The sequence below is a fragment of the Pseudomonas emilianonis genome, from assembly GCF_023072625.1.
GTDB classification, from domain to species: domain Bacteria; phylum Pseudomonadota; class Gammaproteobacteria; order Pseudomonadales; family Pseudomonadaceae; genus Aquipseudomonas; species Aquipseudomonas paraveronii.
On the sequence record NZ_JAKNRV010000334.1, the window covers coordinates 1 to 5,548 of the forward strand.

Here is a 5,548-nt window from a genome sequence, read left to right on the forward strand (position 1 = left end):
CAGTGGCCGCTCGCTGCGCGAACAAGTCGATCGCAGCGTGGAGCCCACCCAGCGCCTGCGCGGCGAAGTCGCCTTGGCCCGACGGGGCGCTACGGACTGGCAGAACCTGTTGGTGCAGTGCATGGACATGGCTGACGTAAAACTGCGCGCGGCACCGCCGGCGGTGCGCATGGCGGCGCTGCAGAACTGTTGGGAGGCGGTCGGGCGTTACCTGTTCGCGGTGCCCTTGCAGACCGCAACCACGCTGCTGCGGCTGATCGATGAAGGGCGCCTGCACCTGGCTGCGCACGTGCCGACAACCCTTGAGTGGCAAGGCCAATGGCAGGTTCACGACGCCCACGGGCACATCGAGGCGGTGGATGCGGTGGTGTGCGCCACCGGCTTTCATAAACAGTTTTTCCATGCCACCCGCGACGGCCTTGAGCTGCAGGTATCACCGACAACGCCGTGTACGCCGCCCTATGTGTCGCCGCAGTTGCAGGTCAGCCTGCCCGGCGGCGAGGCGCCGGAAAACATCTGGCTGCTGGGCGTGGCCTCCTACCTGGCGGCGCCGATGGTCAACTCGGTGTACCAATCGGTGCGCCAGGCCCGCGAGGTGGTGATGCTGCTCGCCGAGCTCCCTTCATTTATCGACAACCACGCAACCGAGGCAGTGGCATGAAAGTGTATGGCGACAGAGGTTCGAGCAATACCCGGCGAGTACTGACCACCGCCGCTTACCTGGGGCTTGAGATCGAATTCGTGTTCCTCGACCTGTTCAGTGGCGAGAACCGCACGCCGGCGTACCTGGCGCTCAACCCCAACGGCACGATCCCGACCTTTGTCGACGGCGACGTGGTGCTGTTCGAAGCCTCGGCGATCATGATTTACCTGGCCGAACAGGCCGGTTCGTCATTACTGCCCGCAGGCAATGCCAAGTACGAAACGCTCAAGTGGATGTTCTGGGCCGCCGAGCACTTTCGCCGTGGGCCGACGGTGCTGATCGAGCAGCGGTTCATGGACCGCCTCAAAGGCCGCGCCGAAAACCCGACCCTGGTGGCCGACGCGCTGCAGGCGATCCACCGCTATACGGCCGTGCTCGACGGGCACTTGCGCACCCGGCGCTTTGTCGTGGGCGACGCGTTGAGCCTGGCGGACATCGACCTGGCGGCCCCGCTGAGTCATATCCCGCGCACCCAAGCACCGTTCCTGGAATATCCCCATGTGGCGGCCTGGTACGCGCGGATCAATGCGCTTGCCGCCTGGCAGCAGAGCGGGGCGGCCCAGGAGCGCCGGATCGCCGAAATCGAGCGGCTGTTCAGCTCGCAACGGGTGCCGGCATAAGGGTTTTCCTGGCCGGGGTCACGGCATGCAGCGGCGCTTCGAGATGACGCAGATGCTCAATCCCTAAATGCAGCTTGAATGCACGCCAGCCCGGGCTGGTTACATACACCGCACGTGAGCCGACGGTTCGACGCAGCCAACCCTGCTGGCAGAAAGTCTCCAGCAGGTGGGTGCCGAGCGGCCCGGCGATGTGGTGTTGGCGTTCGGTCCAATCCAGGCAACGGCGGGCCTGGACGTGGTCGTGCAAGCATGGCTCGCCGGCCTGCGGGTTGAGTGACTGCAGCCACTCGATGCCGCACCGGGTGAGCACGTATTCGCGCTCGTTACGCTCAAGGATAAAACCCTGTTGCAGCATGCCTTGGGTTACCGCTACGCCGACCTGGCCGGCCAGGTGGTCGTAGCAACACCGGGCAAAACGCAACTCATGAGCCGAACGGTTGGGCAGGCTGCGCCACGAACTGGTTTGCGGCGCGACCGCCGCCAGGCTTTCCAGCACATGGGACACATCGGGACCGGCCAATTGATAGAAGCGGTTGCGGCCCTTGGTCTCGACGGTGAGCAAGCCGCCGTCGAGCAGTTTCGCCAGGTGCGAGCTGGCGGTCTGCGGGGTCACGCCAGCGGCACCGGCCAAGGCACCGGCGGACATTGAACTGCCATCTGCCAGGGTGATCAGGATCACTGCGCGCACGGGCTCGGCGATCAAGTAGGCGATGGATGAGATTTTTGGCTGGGTCATTCCGTCGAACTCCGTGCTGTGCCAAGTCATGTCGATTTTCAGGATGACATAAACATAAACACTTCGACACAGCTCGAAGCGTTTATCCCGGAAAGCTGCATATAGTCTCGCCGCCCCTTTCAACGGACGCACGCGGTCATGACCCCCAACACCCGCTACCAACGCCAAGTACTGCTTGCGACGAGTCTGAGCTATGTGGTCGTGATCCTCGACACCTCGATTGTCAATGTGGCGGTGGAATCGATTTCCCGCACCTTTGGCTCGGGCATCTCCGGGCTGCAGTGGGTGATCAACGCATACACCCTGACCTTCGCCAGCCTGCTGCTGACGGGCGGCTTGTTGGGCGATCGTTTCGGTGCGAAGAAAATCTACGCGGTCGGCCTCGTCCTGTTTGCCCTGGCCTCGGCCTTGTGCGGCCTGGCCACCGATCTGCCGGAATTGGTCGGTGCGCGGGTCTTGCAGGGGCTGGGCGCCGCGTTGCTGGTGCCGTGCTCGTTGATGTTGATCAATAGCGCTTACCCGCAGACCCACCAACGCGCCGGCGCGATTGGGGTATGGGCCGGCTGCGGTGGCATCGCCATGGCGGCCGGGCCGCTGGTCGGTGGAGTGCTGATCGAGCTGTTCGGCTGGCGCAGCATCTTCTTGATCAACGTGCCGATCGCCCTGGTCGGCGTGTGGTTGACCTCGCGCATCCCGTCTTCCGCACCGTTGGCGCCTGACCGGCACTTGGACATCACCGGGCAAGTCGCCGCGATTATCGCGCTGGCGACCTCGGTGGCGGTGCTGATCGAAGGGGCGAAGCTGGGGTGGAACTCCGAATGGGTGTACGCCGGCGTGTTCGTGGCCTGTATTGCCTGGTGCGTGTTCTTCGTGACCGAGAGCCGCCACAAGGACCCGATGCTGCCGCTGCAGTATTTCCGCAACCCGGTGTTCTCGGGGGCGACGCTGCTGTCGCTGGTGTCGGCCCTGGTGTTCTATGGCCTGTTTTTCCTGCTGAGTGTGTATTTCCAGACCGAGCGTGGCTGGTCGCCACTGGACACCGGGCTGGCCTTCCTGCCGTTGACCGCCATGGTCACCCTGGGCAGCTTCACCTGCGGCCGGCTGACCCGCGCGTATGGCGCCCGCGCCGTGCTGTGTGCGGGGTTTGGCCTTTACACCCTGGGGTTTATCGGCCTGTTCGCCCTGGCCACTGACGCGCCGTACTGGCGTATCGCGCTGTGCTACCCGGCCGTGGGGTTCGGCGCCGGGATTATTACCCCGGCCGCTACCTCCGTGCTGATGAGCGTGGTCGAGCGTGCCAAGGCCGGGGTGGCGGCCGGCACACTCAATGCCAGCCGGCAAAGCGGTTCCGCCTTCGGTGTGGCGATCTTCGGCGCCTTGCTCACGTCGATTCAGCCCTTGGGCGAGGCCATCGACGTTGCCGTCAGCGTCGCTATCGGTTTGTCGCTGCTGGCCATGCTGATGGCTGCCCTGGTGTTGAAAGCGCCTGCGGCGCACCCCGTCCAAGGCTGATGGACCTGCACCCGTAAACACGATTGCCAGCACGTGTTCGTGACATTCGCGAGGCGTTGCTGTACCTGGAAAACATCATCAATAAGGACAACGATCATGAATGCGCGCTCTGCACTTGCAGTTGTCGATATGGCGGGAATCGGCATCGGTCCGGCTAACCTTAGCCTGGCGGCGCTGGCTCAGCCCAAAGCAAGCATCACCGCCGCGTTCTTCGAGCGCAGCAGCGAATTTCAATGGCATGCGGGGATGATGGTGCCCGAGGCCAAGCTGCAGGTGCATTACCTCAAGGACCTGGTCAGCCTGGTGGACCCGTCCAACCCGCTGTCATTCCTCGCTTACCTGGCGCAGAAAAAACAGCTGCTGAGTTTTATCAACGCGCAATTCGAGCAGGTGCTGCGCCGCGAGTTCAACCAGTACTACCGCTGGGCGTGCAGCCAACTGCCGAATCTGCATTTCAACAGCGAAGTGCGCTCGGTGACGTTCGATAACGGCCTGTTCCTGCTCAAGGGTGACACCTGGGTGCAGCCCGCGCGCCACCTGGTGCTGGGCACCGGGCAGCAACCGTCGATCCCGACGTGCGCGCAAGCGCATCTGGGCGATACGCTGTTTCACTCCTCGCAGTACATGACCCGCAAACGCAGCCTCAAAGACCAGCGCGTGGTGGTGATCGGTGGTGGCCAGACGGGTGCCGAAATCATCCAGCACCTGCTGTCAGACACCGCCGCCTTGCCCGCCAGCGTGACCTGGGTCTCGCGGCGCTGGAATTTCTCGCCGTTGGATGAGTCGCCGTTTACCAACGAGCTCTACACCCCGCAGTACAGCGAGCACTTTTTCGCCCAGCCCGAGGCCGTGCGCCGACCGTTGCTGGCCGAGCAGAAACTGGCGAGCGACGGCATTTCCCAAGGGTTATTGCAGTCGATTTACCGCCGCCTGTACGAGCTCAAACATGTCTTGCAGCACCCCTGCAACGTTCGTTTGCTACCGGGGCGTGAGCTGACCGCGATTCACCAGCGCCCCCATCACTGGAGCCTGTCGATGACGCACGGGCACAGCCAGGTGCAGGAGGAACTGAGTGCCGACACGGCGGTGCTGTGTACGGGGTATGCCTACCAGATGCCGGCGTGCCTGGAGGCGCTCGAATCACGGATTACCCGGAGCAACGGTGAGTACGTCTTCAACGATGACTATTCCGTCGCGTGGGACGGGCCGCAGGGCTCGGCCATCTACGTGCAAAACGCCGCCCGCAGCCAGAAAGGCATCGCCGACCCGAACCTGGGCCTGATCCCTTGGCGCTGCGCGAACATCATCAACAGCGTCAGCGGGCAAGCCCTGTACGACCTGGATCAGCCCGAGGCGTTCGTCCAATGGGGTGCCAACGCTGTATTCGACGAGGTCGGCGATGCGCGTTTCGATCGCCTGACCGCCCTCGCCAACTAGACCCAGGAGCCCGGTCATGGACCCCATCACACTTGCCCCCAACGGCAATGCCCCGGTGATTCGACAAACCGAGGAGCCTGTGGCGCAGCCAGGCGTGCGCCTGTACCTGCATCACTTTGCCGGCAAGCTGGCCAACGCGCCGATCCAGTCATCGCGTTTCACCCTCGACCCAGACAGCGTGACCGACAAAGACAAGCACGCCGTGAACGAAATCTGGTTTATCAGCGGCGGGGAGCTGGACGTCTTCTACGACGGCACCTGGCACGCGGTCAGAAATGGCGAAAGCCTGTATTTTGCGCCCTGGCGGCCGCATTACGCGCGCAACAACGGCACCACCCAGGTCCAGGTGTTTTCGGTGTGGTGGGCATGAGCATGGGGCAGCACTTCGACCTGGTGATTGTCGGAGGCGGCATCATCGGTGCCTGGGCCTTGCATCATGCGACGCAACGCTATCCCCACTGGCAGATTCTGCTGATCGACCGCTACCGCATTGGCGACGGCGCCACCGCCCATTCGGCGGGCGTGCTGCTGGCCACCGGC

General features: G+C 63.6%; 6 protein-coding genes and 1 pseudogene. 6 read left to right on the forward strand and 1 reads right to left on the reverse strand.

Annotation, left to right across the window (positions count from 1 at the left end):
* Positions 1-661, forward strand: a pseudogene (locus L9Z73_RS24220) (FAD/NAD(P)-binding protein); the annotation flags it as partial.
* The gene (locus L9Z73_RS24225; RefSeq protein ID WP_247406469.1) at positions 658-1,323 is read left to right on the forward strand and encodes a glutathione S-transferase family protein; all 666 of its coding nucleotides are present in this window, start codon (positions 658-660) and stop codon (positions 1,321-1,323) included. The pseudogene L9Z73_RS24220 and the gene L9Z73_RS24225, both read left to right, overlap by 4 nt.
* Here the strand turns inward: L9Z73_RS24225 and L9Z73_RS24230 are convergent.
* Positions 1,298-2,059, reverse strand: a complete 762-nt coding sequence (locus tag L9Z73_RS24230; protein ID WP_247406470.1) for an ArsR/SmtB family transcription factor — start codon at positions 2,057-2,059, stop codon at positions 1,298-1,300. The two genes, L9Z73_RS24225 and L9Z73_RS24230, sit on opposite strands and share 26 nt — an antisense overlap.
* 138 nt (positions 2,060-2,197) lie before the next feature.
* On the opposite strand from L9Z73_RS24230, the gene L9Z73_RS24235 reads away from it, so the two are divergent.
* From L9Z73_RS24235 to L9Z73_RS24250, 4 genes are all read left to right on the forward strand, one after another.
* On the forward strand, positions 2,198-3,571 hold the full coding sequence (locus L9Z73_RS24235; RefSeq protein ID WP_247406472.1) for an MFS transporter: 1,374 nt from the start codon (positions 2,198-2,200) through the stop codon (positions 3,569-3,571).
* Positions 3,572-3,667: 96 nt separating this feature from the next.
* Positions 3,668-5,008 carry a lysine N(6)-hydroxylase/L-ornithine N(5)-oxygenase family protein gene (locus L9Z73_RS24240; RefSeq protein ID WP_247406474.1) on the forward strand — a complete coding sequence of 447 codons (1,341 nt, stop codon included), beginning with the start codon at positions 3,668-3,670 and terminating at the stop codon, positions 5,006-5,008.
* Positions 5,009-5,024: 16 nt separating this feature from the next.
* Positions 5,025-5,378: a cupin domain-containing protein gene (locus L9Z73_RS24245; RefSeq protein WP_247406477.1), complete on the forward strand. Its 354-nt coding sequence runs from the start codon at positions 5,025-5,027 to the stop codon at positions 5,376-5,378.
* A 2-nt stretch (positions 5,379-5,380) separates the two neighbouring features.
* The coding region (locus tag L9Z73_RS24250; RefSeq protein ID WP_247406479.1) for an FAD-dependent oxidoreductase at positions 5,381-5,548 on the forward strand (168 nt) is incomplete at its 3' end.

Excerpts from the sequence above, each read along its gene's own strand:
- L9Z73_RS24225 (WP_247406469.1), top strand. The coding sequence starts at position 658 with ATGAAAGTGTATGGCGACAGAGGTTCGAGCAATACCCGGCGAGTACTG.
- L9Z73_RS24230 (WP_247406470.1), bottom strand. The coding sequence starts at position 2,059 with ATGACCCAGCCAAAAATCTCATCCATCGCCTACTTGATCGCCGAGCCC.
- L9Z73_RS24235 (WP_247406472.1), top strand. The coding sequence starts at position 2,198 with ATGACCCCCAACACCCGCTACCAACGCCAAGTACTGCTTGCGACGAGT.
- L9Z73_RS24240 (WP_247406474.1), top strand. The coding sequence starts at position 3,668 with ATGAATGCGCGCTCTGCACTTGCAGTTGTCGATATGGCGGGAATCGGC.
- L9Z73_RS24245 (WP_247406477.1), top strand. The coding sequence starts at position 5,025 with ATGGACCCCATCACACTTGCCCCCAACGGCAATGCCCCGGTGATTCGA.